Here is a 21,496-nt window from a genome sequence, read left to right on the forward strand (position 1 = left end):
ATCAGTTCTCCGTTGTCTGGGATAGCGCGATCTCGTAGCCAGTATGACGCCGCATGTTGATGACCCCGGTATCCAGGATCAGGTATTGCGCCTTAATACCCATGAGAGTTCCCGAAACCTCGGGCAACTTATCGAAGGTCATGGACTTAACCTTGGTGGGATACTCTAAGACCGGATACTCGATGTGCGTGACGTCTTCGGTCTCCAGCGCTGTTATAGCGTCGAGCCCCCGAGACTGTCTGAGCTCTTCGATAACGTCTGCACAGATCTCGGACAAACGCGCTCTTTCCGCGGGAAGATCCATGGGATCATTCGCACCTTTAAGCATTCGCTGCCAGGCCGTTTTATCGGCCACATGAGCGGCGAAAGCCACTTCTACAAGGCCGGAATCCAGACGGCTGGCTACACGAAATGCGGGCAGCGCCTGAGTCGCTCCCTGATCTATCCAGCGAGTTGGGACCTGAGTGCCTCGGGTAATACCGACTTTTAAGCCGGAGGTATTCGCAAGATAGACGAAGTGGTCGACCATACAGTTTGCGTCACCCCATTCGGGTTCGCGACAGGTTCCCGCAGCGTAATGGCACTTCTGAGGACTCATGATGCAACTGTCACACTGCGCCAGGCGCTGAAAACAGGGGTAGCAGTAACCCTGATTAAAACTTTTTTTGGTTTTTCGGCCGCAGTTCACACAATGAATCGCGCCTAAAAAACTTAAGGATATCGACTGCCCGAGTAAGGCATTAAGCGGCACACTGCTGTCGCCCATAGGCAAGGCATAGTCCACCGCGCTGTCGATTAGGGAGGTCTGCATCTTCCTGATGCCGCCCTCTCCCAGAAGGCTACTCATTGATCGTCATCCTCGCTTTGGCTCACCCAGCGCAACTGCTGCTCTTTATCTTTGTCGGACTTGTTCGCCTCAGCCGCCTTTCGCCCTTTGTCGATGTAACCCACGCGTTCGGCTTCAGGGATGTGTTGCTGCTCCCAGGCAATCACCGCTTGAAGGCTATGCTCCCGTTGCTCCGGCGTGACTGGCCGCCCGTCGGGCCAGCGCCCGGTCTCGATACCTTGACGCAATCGAGCGATGACGTCCGGGGTCAGCGTGTCGATAAGTGACTGATAATCCATGCCGCCTCCCTAAAAAGAGGCGAGATTATACGCAAACTCAGCCCCGATTCCTGTAAGCCGCAGCAAAGACGCCACCAATCGCCGCGCCGCTCAAGAGACCGCCCACATGCGCGGCATTGGCCACAGAGAAACCAAGGACATCGACCACCCCAAGAATGCAGATAACCAGCCAGCCAACCATAAACAACATGATCGACGTCGCCGGCACCAGAGAACGCCAGTGAGGATTGATCCGGCCGGCGACCCAGGCAAAGCCGAGGAACGCGTAGACAACCCCGGATAAGCCCCCGAAGAGCACAGGGCCAGAAACGCTATGCTGCGCAAAATTGGATAAGGCCGCCGTCGCAATAAACAATCCCGCCAGATTTAGACTACCCAGTGCTCCTTCGATACGACGCCCAAGCTCCCAGCACCAAAGACTGTTAAAGACAATATGCATCAGTCCAAAATGCAAAAACGCCGGTGTAAGCAATCGCCAGAACTGCCCCGGCGAGGAGCTAAACACAGGACGACCGCTTACCAGAGTAAAGGGCTCATAAGTCAGTAACGCCACCCAGCCGATAGGGGCATTGAGATAAATGAGTAAAAATCCGCAAATGCTGAACGCTATCAACACCAGTGTGACCGGCGCAGTGCGGAGTAGCTCAGGGAGTGGGGATGTGCGCTTTTTGGCAGGCGCAACTTGTCGAAGCGTGACCCGAAGCTCCCCACTCTGCCAACGTTTGAGGAGATCCTGGGCACGGTTGTGTTCGTTGGATGCAGCGAGGATGACGACCTGAGTGCCGTCCTCTTCGACAATACGATGGGCAATTTTCTGCTGCCAAAGCAGCGCACTCAGGGGTCGAAGGTCCTCATCCAGAGCACCGCGATAAAGAAGCTCGGACATCTAGTCTACCAGCGCACCGCTCCAGCGCAGCTTATCCCGGCAGCTTGCATAAAAGCTGTGTCCAGGAGGATGCAGCAGTGTTAGCACGGCGGGGTTTCGACGCAGGAGAACCGAGTCTCCCGGACGTGCAGTCATGTTCACCTGGCCGTCGCAAGTAACCGGAGGATGGATACGGTTGCGCCCTAAAACATCGATGCGAATCTGGCTGTCACCGCGGATAACGATGGGCCGACTCGATAAGGCATGGGGAAACATCGGCAGGACCAACAGTGCATCCAAAGCCGGATGCATAATAGGCCCGCCGCCAGACAATGAATACGCCGTAGACCCTGTCGGAGTCGACACGATTAATCCATCAGCGCGTTGGCGATTAACGAATTCGTCATCGATGTAAAGCTCAACCTCAATCATCTGGGCGGAGGTTCCAGAGTTCACCACCACGTCGTTGAGCGCATCACCCTCGGCCACGGTCTTTCCATCACGGACCACAGTCACATCGAGAAGAAATCGCTCTTCACTACTAAAGTCACCACGCATAACCGCGGCAATCTGCTCGCTCACGCGATCGGGGCTGATATCCGTGAGAAAGCCCAGTCTTCCGCGATTCACGCCCAACATAGGCTTGCCGTGCTGCAGCATTTCTCGCGCGGCACTGAGCATTGAACCATCGCCACCGAGCACAATTATCAAGTCAGCCTGTTCACCTATGCGCTCCCGCGCATGGGTTTCGCAACCTTCGCTTGTGAGATCGGCGAAACGATCCTCCAGTAGCAGCTCAGCGCCCGCCAAGCGCAGCGCTGTCATCAGCTCATCCAGTACCGTCTCGATACCATCCTGGCGACTTCGACCCACCACTCCGACGCGGGAAAATGCTTCGGACATCCAACATACTCGTTCTAAAAAAAATCAGTATACCCAGCCAGGCCGGTGGGGAACATCGCTCAATTACCGTGCTCTACGGTTGCACTGTGGCGCCACCGTGGCAAACTACTCCGGCTTTTGAAAGCGACGTTTTACGGCTTCTGGAAATCAAAGGACAGCTTTTATACCTATGCAATCACTTTACAAATTACCGAAGGCTCTGGCGGTGGTTCTGTTACCACTGGCAGTGTTAGCCGCCTGCGCAGAGCAGCCCACGATTCAGATGGGAGACGATGCTGAAACCATTATGGGTGGGCTGGCAAAAGTCGATAACTCAAGAACCGATCTAGCCTATGTGGATCCTACCGCTGATTATGCTCGTTACGCCAAGGTTTTCATTGAGCCCCTGGACGTAGACAACGTAGAAATCATACAGCCGAATACTAGCAACAGTATGGTGAATCGATACAACCGTGAATGGGAGCTCACCGAAAGCGACCGACAGAAGCTCCAAAGCGCTTTTGCAGAGGCCATGACCAAAGCATTGACCGACGGTGGCGCGTTCGAAATCGCTGATCAAGGTGGTGATGACGTTATCAAGCTCGAAGCGATGATCACGCAGATAGCGCCCTCAGGCCCCAAAGATGATCAAATGTCCCGTGCCACCACCCGTAGCACGGTCATCACCGAGGGCAGTGGCAGCATGTCTATTGCTATCATGCTGGCAGACGGCGATAGCGGAGAGCCTCTGGCGATTATCAAAGACCGCCGCAGCAGCGTGAACTCCAGCATGTGGGGCGTGAACAACAGCGTAAGCAACATGGCGGAGGTACGACGTAACTTTACCAGCTGGGCGGTACAGATTCATGACGGTCTGTTAGCTCTGCAAGCGCGTGGTAACACCGAGTAGGTAGATACTGTGTAAAAAATAAACGGAGCTTCGGCTCCGTTTATTGTTCTAGACCAAGCCGACGTTGTTCTTTTCCAACACCTGCTCTGCCCGGTAACTCGACCTCACCAGAACGCCGGATACCACCTCCAGAAACCCCATCTCCAAGCCCCAATCACGGTAGTTAGCAAATTCCTCAGGCGTGACATAACGCTCTATGGGGTAATGATGGGCGGTGGGCTGTAGATACTGTCCAAAGGTGACGATATCCACACTGGCGGCACGCAGATCCTCCAGCGCCTCTCGAATCTCCGCCTCGGTTTCGCCGAGACCCAGCATTAAAGAAGTCTTGGTCAACACATCGGGTCTATACGCCTTGGCGTGAGCGAGTACATTCAGCGTTTGCTCGTATCCCGCCCGCGGATCACGAACGGGGTGCGTCAGGCGGCGCACTGTTTCGACGTTCTGCGCAAACACCTCAATACCACTGTCCACCACCGTTTCGACGTCGGACAACTTGCCCAGGAAGTCCGGCGTCAAGGCTTCAACGGCGGTATCGGCGTTGACCTCTTTCACGCGACGGACGCAGGCTGCATAGTGCCCTGCACCACCATCGTCGAGGTCGTCACGATTCACTGAGGTCAAAACGACATACTTAAGACCCATCAACTGCACCGATCGAGCGGTATTCTCGGCCTCTTCCGAATCAAGCCACCCCTTAGGATTGCCCGTATTCACCGCGCAAAAGCGGCAAGCGCGCGTACACACATCACCCATGAGCATGATGGTCGCGGTGCCGGCACTCCAGCACTCGCTCATATTCGGACACTTGGCTTCTTCACACACCGTCGCCAAGCGGTGCTCATGCACGATGCTTTTCACCTGCTCGTAGGTTTCACCGCCGTGGATTCTTGCCCGCAACCACTTGGGCTTGGGCAAGCGAGCACCGCCTCCGGCACTAGCCTTGATGCCATCCTTAATCACTGACATCCCGCGATCGTTAACGTATTTCTCACCGCTAGATACGTCCACCACTGGAATTCTGGAGCTACCGCTCATATCTGCCATCCACTAAAACACCTGCGAATTATAGCCCTAAGGAGCCTACCGATCTGTAGGGCATGTCGCGTATTGCGCTCGCGCGTTAATCGTCACACAGCAGACGCATTTTAACCGCCGCAAGCTCTGCCTCTGCGATAGTGCTCGCGTTGACTACGGCGCTTTTCGCCATCTCACATTCGCTCGCCTCTTCGATACTCTCCTCGGCCAGTTCTTCGACGGCCTGCGCGTTAGCGACGTCACAGAAACCATCGCTCACTCGGCGAAGATTGGCCGTCTCCCCCGCTCGCTCTACCGCGACGCAGTCACCAATGCGTATTTCACGCTGATCAGTCACAACCTGCATCTCTCCCGCTGAACCAGTCAGCGCCACGCTGTAAACCATGCCGCGAGTATCGCCCTGAGCGGACCCGGCCACAGCACTCCCCGCAACTGCACCGATGATCGCGTTACGCGTTCTCTTACTTGATTTCTTGCCGCGTGCAGAGGCGAGCCCCAGCGCTCCACCTACTACAGCGCCTTTCGGTACAGCACCTGAATTCAGGTCTACCTGTTTCCCGGCAGTTACCACACCGTATTGAACCGTAATGGATTGTCCTGCGCGTTGCGCCTGGGCCAGTGGCACTGTCAAAAATGACGTAACAAATAACATTAATATAAATTTATAAGACATTGTTTATATTCATATTTTAAAAATCTTTAAAATTCCCACTCAAGATAGAGCATATTGGAGTTCGAGCCACCATCAACGTTCTTGTAATAATTTGAGCTCGCAAAAATTCCAGACCGATGGTGAACATAAAAACCCGCAAAAAGATTCCGCATACTGTCGACCCCGAACACGTCGCCTACGGACAGGTCGAGACTGAACTCCAGATAATGCAGTAAGTGGCTCTCACGTCGATTCTTGCGCTCCGCTTTGTCCTGTTCTAGCGCAGGGATGCGGCCTGTATAAGACACCCCATTAGAGAAGCCCACCCGCGTCTCTACGCTATCCGACCAGGGAAACTGCCTGAACATCGCCTTAAAGGCGAAAACACCCTCCCAAAAATCGCCCTGGTAATCACTCTCAAAGCGTCTCCCCACCCCCAGCTGAACCCAGCCTTCGATGGGTAAGGTCACCATTCGCTCTGCAAGCTGGCGACTCACAAACAGACTGGCTAAGTCCGTATCCAGGTCCGCGCAATTGATATCACCCTGTAGAATCTCTACAAACTTAGTCTCCGTAGTGCAGCCGTAAGCCGCTCTCACCGAGGTGGGCCTTGCATTATTGGTTAAAAAATTGAAGTCGACTCCATCATCCGCGGTACGTTTATCGCCACCAAACTCGTAGCGATAGCCGAGCTGCAGGCTCACACCATTATCGCTGGCAACGATGGGGCTTTCGGCAACCTCATCGCTGTAAGCCCGATAAGCGAGATTGACGTTGAGCTGGTGATTGCTCCACGCGGAGTATCGCCCAGCGAGCCCCAGGGCCCAGGAGCTGGCTTCTTCCACTTCATAAGCGGGTCTTATCGCCGTAGATTCATCGTCAAGCACGCCGAAGTAGTAGTCTGCCTTATCCTGCGACAGCCAGCTGTATTCTGCCCAGGGCTCCAGCTGCCAGTTGCTGCCGCGAAACACTTTTGCCCAGCGACCACGGAGCTCGCCGCCATCGTGTACGCCATGCGCATCTTGGCGAAGCTGTATGCCAAATCGTCCAAGATTCGTTTTGCGAGTAAGCTCCACCCCTGCCTCTACGGTGTTTTTCCGCACCAACCCTTTGAGCGGGTCCTCTGGGGGCCGCACCGAGCCTGACTCACTAAAGAAGGAATGGTCGTTATAGCCCTGAATAAAGTAGCTCCCAAAGACATCGAGCTGCCACTTGGAGTTATCAACCGCGTGCCATCCGAGGTCCGTACTATCGAGAAAAAAGTGCTTACCGCTGTAAGTGAAAAGCGGCACTAGGTCAGTGTTGTCGGACTCGCCCCCTTCGTAAATGTTGTCCTCGAGGATATAGGCAAAGCCAAAAGACCATTCCCCGCTTCGATCCTCGGGATCAAGACTTCGTAAATCACCTAAAGCATAAGCTGTGAGCGACGGCAAAAGAGTCAGCGCAGCGATTAGCCAAGGGGCTGCCAAACGGTATGTCATTGAAACGTAGTCATTAAAGAGTTGAATTCGAGACCTGGGTCCGCCGATTTTTTACCACAAGCTCATGACCCGATTAACCGTTACCCATGCTATACGGTCGAACAAACTCGCTGCCAAATTCAGAGAGCGTGGCGGGCGCGGTGATTATAGAGGGAAACCAGACTAATTAGCGGTATCCTTGCGGGACAATTACCAAGGTAACTGCCTGTGTCTCACTACTTAATCCGAATGTTTCGACCGCTTGCCATCGGCGTATTGGCATCATTGTTCGCGGCCTGCTCCACGAACTCGACGATAACCCACTCCTACGTCGATCCGCTTTTACGCAAGCTGGATTTGGACGGCGTGCTGGTGATTGGCGTTGCCCAGGACCGTGACAACCAAATTGTTTTTGAGAACATGTTTGTCAAAGCCCTCAAGGGATACGGCGTAAACGCTGTTGCAGCGCATAGCATTTTACCGAAAGGCGAACTGACCGCAGAAGACGTAATGGCATCAGCGGCGCAGAGTAAGCTGGACACCATTTTAGTGACTCGCTATATCGGCGCCAGTTCCGAAGAAATTTATCACCCGGGGACCATATATTACGGCGTTACCCCCATGTATGGCGCGGGCTACTATGGGGGTTTTCCCGGCTACTACGGTCATGCCTACGAAGTGGCCTATCAACAACCGGTCTACACCTCGAACACCACTCATGAGGTGATCGCTGATCTCTACGTTACCGACACTCAGGAGCATATGTGGCAGGCGGTATCGGATACCATCAAAGCCGGATCCACTGACAAGCTGCGCCACGACGTAATCGGATCACTTATCGGGAATCTAAAGGATCAGGGGCTGTTGGACTAAACAGCGCCCACGGTACGGGTTCCCAAAGACCATAGCTGGGACACAAAAAAGCCCGAGCGATCGTTCTCGCCCGGGCTTCCGTGAACACTACTGGCACTTAGTTCTGGATCGACAGATCCATTAGTCTTTGCAAGCTACCCAAAGCCTTCTGACGTTCGAGGGTTCCGTAGCCGATGTTACTGGCACTCAGAGATCCACCGGCCTGAAAGGGGTAATCTGCAATGGTTGCAAAAAACCGCTGAACAAAGCCCTGTGCAGGCACCATGAGCCACATGTTGTCGGCATACCAGCGAACGTACATGCCTGATTCTGAATAAGCGCTCTCAAAGGGATCTGCGCGAAGGTTCGTGATCACAGGCCAGGCCGGGGTCTCACGATAAGCTTCATTGATAGGCCCGCGCTCGATGGCAAAAGCAACCTTCCAATCATCCACGCGAAGCGCGTTCAGCATACCGCTGGCAGCAAAATACATAATTTCGCGCCGCGGACCTTTTTCTTCTGCACCCTCAAAGTAAGGCTTGAAGTTATAGCCATCCAGATGCACGCGGAACTTTTTGCCGTTCGCTCGCATACCGCCCTTGGACGCGAGCTGCTCTTTCACATCAGGCACCCCTGCGGCAGCCAACAAGGTTGGCATCCAGTCTTCCTGACTCATGATGTCGTTGTAGATTGTTCCTGGTTTGATAGTGCCCGGCCACTTAACCATTTGAGGTACGCGCATGCCGCCCTCCCAGGTCGTGCCTTTCTCACCGCGGTAAGGTGACGCACCGCCATCAGGCCAGGTGAACTTCTCAGCACCGTTGTCAGTCGAGAAGATCACAATCGTGTTGTCGTCTACACCGAGGGTCTCAAGCTCCTCCAGAAAACTACCGACCATGTCGTCCAACTCGGCCATACCATCTGCGTAAAGGCTGATGCCTGTCTTGCCGCGATACTTTTCCTGAAGATGCGTCCAGACATGCATGCGAGTGAAGTTCATCCACACGAAGAAAGGCTTATCCTCGTTTACCGCCGCCGCCATAAACTTTTTAGCCGCACCGCCGAATTCCTGATCTACCGTTTCCATACGCTTGCGCGTCAATGGGCCGGTGTCCTCGATCTTGCCATCCGCATAGGAGTGCAGGACGCCGCGAGGACCAAACTTCTCGTGGAAGGCAGGATCCTTGGGGTAGTAATAGGTCTCGGGCTCTTCCTCTGCGTTCAGGTGGTACAGGTTGCCAAAGAACTCATCAAAGCCGTGATTGGTGGGCAGGTGCTTGTCCTGATCACCCAAGTGGTTCTTACCGAACTGGCCGGTTTTGTAGCCCTGCTCCTTGAGAAGATCGGCAATCGTGGGCGCCCAATCGGGAATCCCCTGATCGCTGCCCGGCATACCAATGGTCAATAGGCCTGTTCTAAAGGGCTGCTGACCAAGGATGAATGATGCGCGACCTGCGGTGCAGGATTGCTGTGCGTACATGTCAGTAAACAGTGCGCCTTCATCGGCGATGGAATCGATATTGGGCGTTTTATAACCCATGCCACCGCGGTTGTAAGCGCTGGTGTTCCAAACACCCACATCGTCGCCCCACAGCACGAGTATATTAGGTTTGTCAGCCGCGCCGGACGCTGCACTGAATACCCAAGTCGTTGCCGCCAAGGATGCTATGGCTAAGCTCTTCAGGTTTATCATAGTGATGTTCTCTTGCTGTTAAATTAACTAGACCGCTGTGCCTGAAGCAACAGGCACCTCTTGAGCCGACTCCACAGGAGCTCCCATAGCATTAAACCGGCGGTTCTGAGTATATCGGTGTTCAAAGCGATCACAAGTAGACCAAGAACTGGCCTGCACTCCCTGCTGATTGCGTCACAGAACACGCCAATCTTTAGTCGCACATGCCCGTGGCTCAATCAGCAATCAGTGAACGGCCGATAATCAGTTTCATCACTTCGCTGGTTCCCCCGTAGATACGCTGAACCCTGGAATCAGCAAAAGCCCTGGCCACGGGATATTCCCACATGTATCCATAACCACCGTGCAGTTGAACGCACTCGTCAACAATGCGGCACTGGAGTTCCGACCCTAGTAGCTTGGCCTTTGAGGCCGTTACCGTATCCAGGTCTCCCTGCACCAGAAGCTCCAGGCAACGATCCATGAAAACCTGGGCGCTGGTGAGCTCGGTGTCCAGTTCGGCCAACTTAAACTGGGTGTTTTGCAGTGCGGCGAGGGGCTCTCCAAAGGCCTTGCGCTCTTTTACGTACTCAATAGTTTGGTCGAGACAAACACGCGATGCCGCCATCGCCATAATGCCGATAGACAGACGCTCTTGAGGCAACTCCTGCATAAGGTAGATGAAGCCTTTACCTTCGTCACCCAACAGGTTTTCTTTGGGTACGCGGACATCACTAAAAAACAGCTCTGACGTGTCCTGCGCCTTCATCCCTACTTTGTCGAGATTTCGACCCTTTTCAAAGCCTGCTCGGTCAGCTTCTACCAAGATCAGGCTGGTACCCGCCGCACCAGCATCGGGATCAGTTTTGCAAACCACGACCACGAGATCGGCATGCTGCCCGTTGGTAATAAAGGTCTTTGAGCCGTTGATCACATAGTCGTCCCCATCGGCGACCGCGCTAGTGCGGATGCCCTGCAGGTCAGAGCCTGTGCCCGGTTCGGTCATGGCGATGGCGGTTACGATGTTTCCGCGCACGCAAGGAGCAATGTATTTGTCTTTTTGCTCAGCAGTTCCATAACGCATGAGATACGGTACGACGATGTCACTGTGCACCCCCCAGCCAAGACCCGTGCAGCCTGAGCGAGACACTTCCTCGTCAATAATTGCGTTATAGCGAAAGTCCGCCTCAGCGCCCCCGTAAATCTCAGGCGCTTGCGGCACCAGATAGCCCTGCTCTCCCGCTTTACGCCACAACTCTCGGTCCACCTGTCCATCTTTTTCCCACTGCGCGTGAAAAGGCACGACTTCAGTCTCCAGGAAGCGCCGGACGCTATCACGAAACATCTCGTGCTCTTCTTCAAAAACGGTTCTTGGAATCATGCTCTAACACTCCTGATCATCAATCTCGGGATCCGCATCGGGACGTCAGCGTTATCTAGCTACGCCTCTCATGAAGATATTAAGACGCCACTGCACAACAAAGCATTGACCTGAACTCACAGCGCCGCAGACCAAAAGTGACAGATGCCGCCGAATTATCTTACTGATCCAGTGGACTTTTGACGTCGTAGCAAAGCCTGTAGATAACGAACTGTGACTGATCCAAAAGGCACTTTTCGCAATCAATAACTATAAATTTTCTGCACGATAAGGGGGCGACATGCACCTAGACCCAAGCCCATGGGGACGTCTTGTATCTGCCTCTGATGAGGCCGCGCAACGCAAAGCAGCGATTGATGATCCGGGGCAATACCACGGGAACATCGCCGCTCGGGAATTGCACTGGTTTCACGGCAAGGATTGGCTGCGACGCCAGGAAAACGGGCAGTGGCAAGCAATCGGGATTTCGGCTGACAGCGCCACCGCAAGTGCCCAAGCCGAGGATTGGCGGCCATGGGAAAAGGCCTTTGACGACTCTCGTGCGCCCTTCTACCGCTGGTATCGTGGAGCCTCCACGAATGCATGTTTTAACGAAGTGGATCGTCACGTTCTCGCCGGCCGCGGAGACGCCACCGCCATTGTCTTTGAAGGTGACCGCTGGGATCCCTCAAGAAACGACGGCAAGGGCGGCCCGGTGCAGGAAACCACCGTCAGTTTTCGAAGACTCCTCGTCGAAACCGTGCTCCGTGCGCAGGTCCTGTCCTCGCTGGGTCTTAAGCGCGGCGACAGAATTGCATTTAACCTCCCCAACATTCTCGAGCAGATCTATTACACACAGGCAGCCAAGCGGCTGGGAATCATATATACGCCGGTGTTTGGGGGCTTCTCGGCAAAGACACTGTCTGATCGCATTTATGATGCAGGCGCTAGTGTTGTCATCACCGCCGACGGGGGCTACCGCAACGCCGAGGTTGTTCCTTACAAGGAAATCTACACAGACCAGGCCCTGGATAACTTTATTCCTCTACGCTCTGCGCTTGCATGCCTGGATAGCGTTATCACTGGCTTCGAATTGGGAGACGCCGCGGCGCGGATCTCCCGCAGTGTGCTAGAGGGGCTGCACGGAGAAATCACCATTGAGCGCAGCGACCTTATGCGCGAACTCGGCGCTGCTTTGGCCGCTGAGCCAGGGATTGCTGCCGAGCGTTCCGCAGAGTTGCGAACCACCGTGGCACGCGAACTTGCCGGTGTTGAACACACTGTGCAACAGGTCGTGGTCGTGCGCTATACCGGTCAGGACATTGTCCGCCAGCCTCGGGACCGCTGGTCTGATGAGTTGGTCAGCGATGCCATCGATGTTGTCCTTGGGGCAGCAGCGGAAGAAGGCTTCATTGCCGCAAACATCGAGGAACTGCTCAAGCTCTCGGACCGCGATCTTTGCCGAGCGCTCAATGCCTCGCACCCGGCTTTACCTGTGGACGCAGACTGGCCTCTGTTTATCATTTACACGTCGGGCTCTACGGGAAAGCCCAAAGGCGTCGTGCATACCCACGGTGGCTGGCTGGCGGGTATCGCACACACGATGCGCATGGTGTTTGATGCGACAGATGAAGACCGCCTCTACGTCGTTGGAGATCCAGGCTGGATCACCGGACAAGCGTACCTGATAGCGGCGCCTCTATGCCTGGGCATGGGCACCATCATTGCCGAAGGATCTCCGCTATTCCCCCATGCGGGACGTTTTTCATCCATCATCGAGCGCCACAGGGCAACGATCTTTAAAGCGGGCTCTACTTTTCTCAAGGCGGTCATGACTGACCCTGCCAGCGTAGAGGATATGTCCGCCTACGACATGAATAGCGTCAAGGTCGCTACCTTTTGTGCGGAGCCCGTATCGCCAGCAGTGCAGCAATTCGGCATGGACCGCATATGTTCGCACTACATCAACTCCTACTGGGCTACGGAGCACGGCGGCATGGTGTTCTCCTGCCCCTGGGGCGGATTGAACGATTTGCAGGCAGATGCCAAGACCTGGCCATTGCCCTGGATACAGGCAGAAGTTCGCATCGCAACTGAAAGTGCTGCCGACGGTACTGCCACAGCCTGGCGTCCTGCAGAGGCGGGAGAAAAAGGCGAGCTTGTGATAACCCAGCCTTACCCGTATCTGGCACGCACAATCTGGGGAGACGCTGAGCAACTGGGCAGTGAAAACTGGCAAGGGGACATTGAGCGCTTTAGCGAGGTTTACTTTAATCGCTGGGCGGACGGCCTTGCCTACACCCAGGGCGACTATGCGCGCAGTCATGACGATGGCGCGTTTACCCTTCACGGTCGTTCCGATGATGTCATCAACGTCTCCGGACACCGCATCGGCACCGAAGAAATTGAGGGCGCGGTACTGCGCGACAAAACCCTGCGCGAAGACTCACCCGTAGGTAACGTGGTTGTGGTGGGAGCCCCTCACGACGAGAAAGGCGAGACCCCCGTGGCCTTTTTAATCGCCGCACCGGGCTCGAGACTTACCGATGATGACTTCAGTCGCCTCCAGGGACTGGTGCGCAGCGAAAAAGGCGTCACCGCCGTACCCTCAGATTTTCTAGTGATTCCCGCATTTCCCGAAACTCGTTCGGGAAAATATATGCGCCGTACGCTTCGGGCGATTCTGCTTGATGAGCCCTTGGGCGATCTATCCACGCTACGTAATCCCGAGGTTGTGCCAGAGATTCAACAAATTGTCGCCAATTGGAAGTCCTTCGGACAGCTCAGTCAGGCCCGGGAGATTGTTCAAAGTTATCGCTTCCTGCGTCTGGAGACGCACGAAATTGCAGAGGGGCGGTTTGTGGCCCTACTGATGATCGACTCACCCCCGGTGAATTCCCTTAACGAACGCTCTCTCGATGAGCTGAACACTGTCCTGCAGCACATATCTTCACAGGAGCGCATAGAGGCACTGGTCGTGACCGGTGCACGCAATGCCTTTGTCGCTGGCGCCGATGTCAAAGAGCTTCTGGAGATTGGTGAGGCGGGCGATCTCGAGTCTGCACAGACTCCTCCCAATGCTGCACATACCGCATTTTCCGTGCTGGAGACGATGGGCAAGCCCGTGATTGCCGCAGTCAATGGCCCCGCTCTCGGTGGTGGCTGCGAACTCGCCCTGGCCTGCGGCTTTATCGTGTCGGATGCCCAGGCTCGCTTCGGACAGCCCGAGATAAATCTAAACCTCCTCCCGGGCTACGGCGGTACGCAGCGATTGGTGCGCAGACTGCATCAACTGCGGGGACGTGAAGGTCTTATCAATGCGATTCAGCTGATTGCTTCGGGACGCAATATTGATGCGCAGGAAGCACTGGCTTGTGGTCTTGTGGATCGTATCGTCGAGCAACCGGGTGTCAGCGCGGTGGAAACAGCCATGGCCATGCTAAGGGCGCACTTTGAGGGCGAAGGCCCCATCACCGCCATCATGGATCGTCAGCAGACGTATCTGCGGGCCCGAGAAGATGCGCTACCACTAGATCAAGCACTGCTGGACGATGCGCAGCTGGAGAGCACCTTCGCACAACTGCGCGCAGGAGGCCGCTCACACTGCCTGGATCGCGTGATTGATGCGATTCGCTTTGGCGCTGAACATGGTCAGTCCGCGGGTCTCAAACACGAAGCGGAGTTATTCGCCGAAGCGGTATGCGACCCCTCAGCAGGACCAGTGGGCATCAGTGCCTTTCTCGAACGACGAAGTTCGCCACTGCCCATTAAGCACACTGCGGTCACACCCGATGCTTCCCCTGAGCAACGCGCGCAGCTTGAAGCCGCTGGCGATCTTATCGCCTTGGATGCCCCTTTCTTTGCCGGTGTAACACGCGTACCCCGCTATCAATACGGTATGGGCGTCGCCAAGCGCAAAGACACCGGCGCTCCTGCCCACGCCGACCCTAAAGACGCCGAAAAGTTACTGGTTTTTCCAACACCGGCGCCGGGGCCCAACGAAGCTCTGGTCTTCATGCTCGCATCGGAGATGAATTTCAATGATATCTGGGCGATCACCGGCATACCGGTATCGCCCTTTGATGCCCGTGATGCTGATGTGCAGGTTACCGGCTCCGGGGGTGTGGCCATGGTTGCGCAATTGGGCGCAGAGCTCTTACGTGAGGGACGACTTTCCGTGGGTCAGCTGGTCACAATCTACTCCGGCCAGAGTGAGCTCCTGTCGCCGGATCAGGGTCTCGACCCCATGGCTGCGGACTTTCGCATCCAGGGCTATGAGCAAAACGACGGGACTCATGCGCAGTTTCTGGTGGTTCAGGGCCCGCAAATGCACCCTAAACTCCCCAGCATGACCATCGAGGAAGCGGGCTCCTATGGCCTGACTCTCGGCACTATTCATCGCGCACTCTTTACCACCCTAAATATAAAGCCTCGACGAAGACTCTTTGTCGAGGGCGCTTCTACCGGCACGGGACTCGATTGTCTTCGCACGGCCAAGCAAACAGGATTGTCCGTTGTGGGCATGGTTTCCTCAGAAGATAGAGGAGAACGAGTGCGGCAGTTTGGAGGAGCTCCCATTAATCGCAAAGACGCTCGCTGGAGCGGTATCTTTACGCCGGTGCCCGAAGAGCGCACCGACTGGGATAGCTGGGAGCGCGCCGGAGATAACTTCGTGGCAGAGGCTCGCGAGCAAGCCGGCGGCGATATTGATTATGTGGTCTCCCATGCCGGCGAAAATGCCTTCCCCCGATCCTTTCAATTGCTTGGTAACGGCGGAGTACTGACTTTTTACGGCGCCTCATCGGGCTACCGTTTTTCCTTCATGGGTAAACCTGGCAACTCCAGTCCAGCAGAGATGTTCGATCGTTCAGGTCTTAGGGGCGGCGGGTCATTGCTCGTGGTGTACGGCCCGGGCGCGGACGACGGCGTAGTCGACCCCGTGGCTATCGAAGCTATCGAAGTCGGCTGCAGCATGGGAGCGCAGGTTGCTGTCCTTGCCGACAATGCGGCTCAGCGCGAGTTCGTCACATCCCTCGGCTTTGGAACACGGCTCACGGGTGTGGTGAGTATTGACGCCATCGCCCGAAAACTCGGTGATGATTTCGACCCGCCCGGCCCTTTCCCCCCGCTTCCCGACCCTTTTACTGAGTCCGAGGCTTTCAAGGAGGCGGTGCGACGCTTTTCTGACCGAACACTCAAACCTATTGGCTCAGCTATCGCGCCTTTCCTTCGTAATACCCTGGACAAACGGGGTCTGCCGGACGTGGTTTTCGAGCGTGCGGGTCGCGACGGACTGGGACTGGCGACTTCGTTGGTCAAACCTAATGTGGGCAAAGTCGTCTACTCCGAAGACCTAAGTGGTCACCGGCTCAGCTTTTATGCGCCGCAGGTATGGATGCGTCAGCGTCGCATATTAATGCCCAGTGCAGAGATCCGAGGCACTCACCTCAACACCGCACGGGAATTCGCCGAAATGCAGGAGCGCATAGCGGGGGGCATGATCGATGTGATGCCCCCGGTGAACGTACCCCTGACCGAGATCGCAGAGGCCCATCAGGCCATGTGGGAAAACCGTCATGCAGGCGCCAACTACGTTGCCACGCATGGTCTTCCCCGCTCGGGGCTAAAAACGCGCGATGAACTCTATCGCGCCTGGGCCATCCGCGAAGCCGAACAGCGAGGTGAAACTCTCGCTCATATTGATACCGGATCTGCAGGAGCACTGCGATGAGTACATCAGAGACAAAAGAAACCACGAGCACTAGCGGCGAGCGGCTCACCAACAAGGTAGTGATATTGACGGGCGCCGCTGGAAACATCGGCTCATTCGTTAGCCGCAATCTGCTTCGCGAAGGCGCGAAACTCGTCATGACGGGACGCAATGAAAACAAGCTCAATGACTTTGTCGAGGAGCTGGTCAATGAGGGCTTTGAGCGCGACAAAATACTGATTGCCGTAGGTGACAGCGCCAAAGCCCCCGTTTGCAGAGAGATCGTTGCAGCAACAGTGGCGCACTTTGGCAGCATCGATGTTTTGGTGAACAATGCCGGTGGTGCAGGCCCTCGTCGCACTCTCAGGGATATCCCCTTTTCGGAATCCGAACGCCTGGCCCGCGACGACGAAGAAACCATGTTTGATGCGGCGATGAACCTCCTTGCGGGTCCCTGGAATATGACCCGTGCGGCGGTGCCGCACATGCAACAAGGCGGATCCATCGTCAATGTCTCAACCATTTTTTCCCGCACGCACTACTACGGCCGTATTCCCTATGTCGTTCCGAAGTCAGGGTTAAATGCCTTGTCTATCGGACTATCAAAGGAGTTAGGTGAGGAACACGGAATTCGCGTTAACACGCTTTTTCCGGGGCCCATCGAGTCGGAACGTATCGATACTGTATTCGGCAACATGGACGCGCTCCAAAGCGCGCCCGCGGGAACGACCTCGAAGGAGTTCCGCGGCTTGATGATTACCCGACGGGAAAACGCTGAGGGTGAGTTTGAGTATCGTTATCCAACGCCCAAGGATGTCGCCTCCACGGTCACCTGGCTAGCTTCCGATGAATCCGCCGCGTTATCCGGCCACCATATCGAAGTTACTAACGGGATGCAGGTCCCGGCGCAGAGTCGCTCCAAGCTCGTGTCCTGGCCCGATAAACGTTTGGAAGACCTCAGCGGCCAGGTGGTGTTTGTTCTCGCGGGAAGCGACTACGAAGACGCGCTGGCATTTGCAGAGAGACATATGGTCAGCGGTGCTAAGGTTGTACTGGCGTTTCGCAGCCTTGAATCCCTGGGCTTTGCTCGATCTCTTAGCGTGTCCAGGGGCCTCGACAGCATTCATCTACTGCATTTGGAACCCCTGCGACGAGAGTCCGCGGATCGCTGTTTCGATTACATCCGCGATCACTTTGGCCGTCTTGACGGCATCGTGGTTCTTCCCCGTTCGGGCAATGGGCAGCACGGCTACTCTCTAAGCACCGCCGGTGACGATGACGTAGAAGCTTTTGTTCGCGAGGAAATTGTCGCGCCCGTGGCGTTTGCCGCCGCGTTGGCGATCAATCTGGATCGATGGGACCTCTTGGACGAAGCGCCGGCACTCACCTACGTCACGAATCCCACCGACGGTCATGGCGATTATCTCAATGAGGTCAAACGCGCAGCGATTGAGGCTCTTATCAGAATCTGGCGTCACGAAGACCGCCAAATGCGAAAAAAGGGCGAACGCCAATGGGCCATGCTGCCTAATCAGCTCGTGCGCTATGACAACGACGAAGAAGACAACCTGAGTTTCACTACTGACTGGGCTGCGACTTTAACTAATCGTGTACGCCGTATGGATCCTATCAACTTGTGGGTTCCCGAAAGCATAAAACGTGCGACGGGGAAAGGCAGCATGCCGCAATCAATCCAGCGCGTACTGCCCGGTCTGCACAAGGGACGCACTGCTGTGATTACTGGCGGGAGCCTCGGTATCGGCTTACAACTGGGTCGCTTTTTGGCCATCGCGGGGGCGCGAGTCTTGTTGTCAGCACGGAGCAAGGAAAAACTGGAAGAAGCCCGGGACGAAATCGTCGAAGAACTGCGCGGCGTGGGCTATCCCAACGCGCATCAACGAGTGCATATCCTTGCCGACATAGACGTTGGGGACGAAGCGGCACTGGAGCGATTATACGACCATTCCATCGAACTCTTTGGACACGTCGACTTCCTGATCAACAACGCGGGTATTTCCGGGGCTGAGGAGATGGTCGTCGATATGACTCTCGAGGCCTGGAATCGCACGATGTACGCCAACCTGATCTCTAACTACTCCCTCATCCGGAAGTACGCGCCTAAAATGAAAGCCAACGGCTATGGTGTGGTGCTTAACGTATCCAGCTATTTTGGCGGTGAAAAGTATGTCGCCGTGGCCTACCCGAATCGTGCAGATTACGCTGTATCAAAAGCCGGTCAGCGTGTCTTGGCCGAAATACTCTCTCGGCACCTCGGGCCAGAAATCCGAATCAACGCCCTTGCCCCGGGACCCGTGGATGGTGCACGACTTCGTGGTCTGGGCGGTGCTCCGGGATTGTTTGAACGCCGTGGGCGACTGGTGCTGGAAAACAAGCGTCTAAACAGCGTGCACAAAGCTGCTATCGCCGGTCTCCGACAAGGCGCATCCACAGAAACTATTATGGCGCTCGCGGGCAACGCCATTGCCACCGTCAAAGGCGGGGCGGGTCAAAACGAAGCTTTGGGCAAGCTTATTGCTCAGGTAGAGGATAGCCGCGAGGGCGGCAATTCTCGCTCCTGGTTGTTCAATAGGGACCTCGCAGAAAAGCTCATGAATCGTCTGGTAACCGGAGGATTGTTTAAACCCGAGGACGCTGAGCGGTTTTTGGAAGAGTTTGTCGACTGCCCTACTCCGCTGTTTGATAGCGCGGCTGTAGAAAAAGCGGCAGCAGGGATCGAGGCCGGAATCTTGAATAGGCTGCATTTACACAAGATGCCTACCGACGAGCAAATTGGCTTGTCAACGGTGTTCCATTTGGCTGATGACATCGCCAGTGGTGAGACCTTTCACCCCTCAGGTGGGCTGAAGTTTGATCGTTCGGTAACCGAGGGCGAATTGCTGTTGCGCCCGGATCGCGAAAGCCTCGCAAGGCTCGGAGGCAAGCGCGTAGTGCTCATCGGAGACTGCATGCGTGAGGAGCTTGTAGCCATTGGCAATGGATTTATCGAGCAAAAGGTCGCCTCACTCACGGTCCTGACGCGCACGGAAGAAGCCAGAGATGAAGTAATGCATAACCTGCAGTCAGCTGCGGGGCTAAATGTTGACGTGCGAGTCATTGGTGACGAAATCGAAAGTTCTCTCGATGACATCCTACAAAACCACGGTGGCTTTGATGTAGTGGTGAGCGCACCCTTTGCGCGACTGCCCTACAACGCACTGGCGGCGGAGCGAGAAGGCTCCTGGGCACGAGTACTGTCAAACACTGACTTTGCGCAGATGATATCCGAGCAGCTTACGCATCACTTCAGGGTAGCCCGCCGGGCTGCTCTGGTGCCGAACTGCCAGATCGTGCTGCTCACGCCAGACACCTCTTTCGTCTCATCCCGGGAAGAGTTTGCCCTGGCCTTGTTTGTCAAAAACTCACTGCATGCCTTTACGGTGACGCTGGGCGTTGAAACCGAACGCCTACCCACCGTGCCTGCCGTGAACCAGGTGCAGCTCACTCGCCGTGCACGATCGGAGGAACCCGCGAATGAAAACGAGCTCCAAGAGGAAATGGAGCGTCTGGTGTACGCCGTATTGCAATGTGCTGTTCCAGCGCCCAGCCCTTCCGAGAGCCGTTATCTAGCGCGTATCTTCCGCGGCAATGCGGTAACCGTTTAGGTCGGCGAGGCATGTGCGGCCTGCTTCAGGCATGGCCGCCATCTACCGACAGAACTTGACCGGAAATCCAGCTCGCACGTTCGGAGCAAAGAAACAGCACAGCATCGGCAATGTCCTCTGCGCTGCCGAGCCGGCGCATGTGGATGCCATTGACGACCTGCTCCTGACGCTGCGCGCCAAAAGCGGTCCACTGTTTTTCTGTGGAAGGGTTCGACAGCACAAAACCCGGTGCTACAGAATTGACGGTGATACCCGCAGGACCCAGTTCCAGCGCCAATTGTCGCGTGAGGCCCACAAGCGCATGCTTTGCGGCTGCGTAAGCCTGGATACCCGTCAAGCTGGGGCGCAAGCCCGCACCAGAAGAAATGGTCACGATGCGACCCTCTCCCGCGTCTCTCATGCCGGGCGCAAATGCCTGGGAACACCACATCGCGGCATCAACGTTGGCGTTAAAAATCGTTCGCCACTCAGGCTCAGCTACCTCTTCCAGAGCCTTAGCTGTCTGCCCGCGCACGCCCCCTGCGGCGGTAACGAGTCCGTAAACAGGGCCCAGCTCTTCAACCACTGACTGACATAGCGCCTGCGCATCGCCCGCACTGGACAAGTCGCCGTCATAGCTATGAACGCCCGACAGCCCCGCAAGAGGATTCAAGCCCTCAGCGTCGATATCCAGTGCGGCTACTTTGGCGCCCTCATCAACGAGACCTTTCACAATCGCGGCGCCAATGCCCTGGGCTGCTCCCGTGACGACAAACAACTTGTCCTGCAAATTTAAGCGCATACGCCAAGCATCTCATCTAACAAAGCCATCGATTGCTCACGCCGGGCATTTTCAATGTCATGAATCAGCTCAACGAGCTTTGTAATGGCCGGCATCGGAAACCCATGAGTTAAACCGATATCCACCATTATCCCCATCTGTGCGTCGACCTCAGTCTTGCGTTTTCGCACTGCCAGATCCCTGTAGATGCCCGAGTGTGTTTTCGCCGTATGGCGATTGTGTTCCACCATAGCGGCCAACGATACCGCGATACCCTCGCGATCGTCAGCGGCAAAAGCATCAGGATCGAAACCATTAAAACCTATGGGGGTCACGCCCTCGGCTTCAGCCAGTCGCATCACTTCAGTGCCAAGCGTCGCGTAGACGTCCTGATGCGCCTCCGAGGCCATTGCATCCGCCATAGACTCGGGCGTTAGGGCCGTCGCAAACAGTAGCGCCCCATAACCCAGCTTGCCCCATAGATAGCCCCATATGTTCTCGGTGACTACTGCGTCGGGCTCCACAAGGCTAAATAGTGCGTGCATTTC

15 protein-coding genes are annotated in these 21,496 nt (G+C 55.7%); 4 read left to right on the forward strand and 11 right to left on the reverse strand.

Annotated elements, in window-relative coordinates:
* Position 1 precedes the first annotated feature (1 nt).
* From ACTG39_RS10625 to ACTG39_RS10640, 4 genes are read right to left on the reverse strand one after another with little or no spacing between them, the layout of a single operon-like run.
* A complete protein-coding gene (locus ACTG39_RS10625; protein ID WP_439107533.1) occupies positions 2-847 on the reverse strand; it encodes a DUF2797 domain-containing protein in 846 nt (281 codons plus the stop codon).
* Complete coding sequence (locus tag ACTG39_RS10630) at positions 844-1,125, reverse strand: YeaC family protein (protein WP_439107534.1); 282 nt, start codon at positions 1,123-1,125, stop codon at positions 844-846. Before ACTG39_RS10630 ends, ACTG39_RS10625 begins: the two co-directional genes overlap by 4 nt.
* A gap of 37 nt (positions 1,126-1,162) precedes the next feature.
* Positions 1,163-2,011, reverse strand: coding sequence for a rhomboid family intramembrane serine protease (locus ACTG39_RS10635; RefSeq protein ID WP_439107535.1), 849 nt, complete (start codon positions 2,009-2,011; stop codon positions 1,163-1,165).
* Positions 2,012-2,893 (reverse strand): NAD(+) kinase, encoded by an 882-nt coding sequence (locus ACTG39_RS10640; RefSeq protein WP_439107536.1) that lies wholly within the window; start codon positions 2,891-2,893, stop codon positions 2,012-2,014. It lies immediately after the preceding gene.
* Between the two features lie 169 nt (positions 2,894-3,062).
* Between ACTG39_RS10640 and ACTG39_RS10645 the strand changes: the two genes are divergently transcribed.
* The gene (locus ACTG39_RS10645; protein WP_439107537.1) at positions 3,063-3,782 is read left to right on the forward strand and encodes a DUF3313 family protein; all 720 of its coding nucleotides are present in this window, start codon (positions 3,063-3,065) and stop codon (positions 3,780-3,782) included.
* Positions 3,783-3,830: 48 nt separating this feature from the next.
* Here the strand turns inward: ACTG39_RS10645 and lipA are convergent, their stop codons facing one another.
* From lipA to ACTG39_RS10660, 3 genes are all read right to left on the reverse strand, one after another.
* A complete protein-coding gene (gene lipA / locus ACTG39_RS10650; RefSeq protein ID WP_439107550.1) occupies positions 3,831-4,820 on the reverse strand; it encodes a lipoyl synthase in 990 nt (329 codons plus the stop codon).
* An 85-nt stretch (positions 4,821-4,905) separates the two neighbouring features.
* On the reverse strand, positions 4,906-5,472 hold the full coding sequence (locus tag ACTG39_RS10655; RefSeq protein WP_439107539.1) for a hypothetical protein: 567 nt from the start codon (positions 5,470-5,472) through the stop codon (positions 4,906-4,908).
* Between the two features lie 47 nt (positions 5,473-5,519).
* Positions 5,520-6,953, reverse strand: a complete 1,434-nt coding sequence (locus ACTG39_RS10660; RefSeq protein WP_439107540.1) for a MipA/OmpV family protein — start codon at positions 6,951-6,953, stop codon at positions 5,520-5,522.
* A 207-nt stretch (positions 6,954-7,160) separates the two neighbouring features.
* Between ACTG39_RS10660 and ACTG39_RS10665 the strand changes: the two genes are divergently transcribed.
* Positions 7,161-7,805, forward strand: coding sequence for a hypothetical protein (locus ACTG39_RS10665; protein ID WP_439107541.1), 645 nt, complete (start codon positions 7,161-7,163; stop codon positions 7,803-7,805).
* A gap of 97 nt (positions 7,806-7,902) precedes the next feature.
* Here ACTG39_RS10665 and ACTG39_RS10670 read toward each other — a convergent pair whose 3' ends face one another.
* The gene (locus tag ACTG39_RS10670; RefSeq protein WP_439107542.1) at positions 7,903-9,477 is read right to left on the reverse strand and encodes an arylsulfatase; all 1,575 of its coding nucleotides are present in this window, start codon (positions 9,475-9,477) and stop codon (positions 7,903-7,905) included.
* Between the two features lie 214 nt (positions 9,478-9,691).
* Positions 9,692-10,837, reverse strand: a complete 1,146-nt coding sequence (locus ACTG39_RS10675) for an acyl-CoA dehydrogenase family protein (protein ID WP_439107544.1) — start codon at positions 10,835-10,837, stop codon at positions 9,692-9,694.
* Between the two features lie 280 nt (positions 10,838-11,117).
* On the opposite strand from ACTG39_RS10675, the gene ACTG39_RS10680 reads away from it, so the two are divergent.
* Entirely contained in the window at positions 11,118-16,547 is a 5,430-nt protein-coding gene (locus ACTG39_RS10680) for an AMP-binding protein (protein WP_439107546.1), read from the forward strand.
* Positions 16,544-20,188 carry an SDR family NAD(P)-dependent oxidoreductase gene (locus ACTG39_RS10685; RefSeq protein ID WP_439107547.1) on the forward strand — a complete coding sequence of 1,215 codons (3,645 nt, stop codon included), beginning with the start codon at positions 16,544-16,546 and terminating at the stop codon, positions 20,186-20,188. Before ACTG39_RS10680 ends, ACTG39_RS10685 begins: the two co-directional genes overlap by 4 nt.
* Before the next feature lie 25 nt (positions 20,189-20,213).
* Here the strand turns inward: ACTG39_RS10685 and ACTG39_RS10690 are convergent, their stop codons facing one another.
* Both ACTG39_RS10690 and ACTG39_RS10695 read right to left on the reverse strand, forming a co-directional pair.
* The gene (locus ACTG39_RS10690) at positions 20,214-20,969 is read right to left on the reverse strand and encodes an SDR family NAD(P)-dependent oxidoreductase (RefSeq protein WP_439107548.1); all 756 of its coding nucleotides are present in this window, start codon (positions 20,967-20,969) and stop codon (positions 20,214-20,216) included.
* Positions 20,960-21,496, reverse strand: a 537-nt coding sequence (locus ACTG39_RS10695; RefSeq protein WP_439107549.1) for a ketopantoate reductase family protein, incomplete at its 5' end; no start/stop codon positions are given. The genes ACTG39_RS10690 and ACTG39_RS10695, both read right to left, overlap by 10 nt.

The organism is Congregibacter sp. (assembly GCF_965662665.1).
GTDB lineage: Bacteria > Pseudomonadota > Gammaproteobacteria > Pseudomonadales > Halieaceae > Congregibacter.